At 69.1% G+C, this 246-nt stretch carries 1 pseudogene; it reads right to left on the bottom strand.

Annotated elements, in window-relative coordinates:
* Positions 1 to 246 (bottom strand): annotated as a pseudogene (locus Q0L15_RS20235) (hypothetical protein); the annotation flags it as partial.

Raw genomic sequence — 246 nt, 5'->3', positions numbered from 1 at the left:
CGGGCAGCGGGTTGACCGCGATCACCCGGCCGCCCCTGCGCTTGGTCTCCTCGAGCGCGGACAGCATCCGCGGGTGGTTGGTGCCGGGGTTCTGGCCGACGACGAGCACCAGGTCGGACTCGTGGATGTCGTCGAGCGAGACGCTGCCCTTGCCGATCCCGAGGGTCTCGCCCAGCGCCGAGCCACTGGACTCATGGCACATGTTCGAGCAGTCGGGCAGGTTGTTGGTGCCGTATGCGCGGGAGA

The sequence above is a fragment of the Nocardioides sp. genome (assembly GCF_024509035.1).
GTDB lineage: Bacteria > Actinomycetota > Actinomycetes > Propionibacteriales > Nocardioidaceae > Nocardioides.
This window is presented reverse-complemented; position numbering and strand designations above follow the sequence as displayed.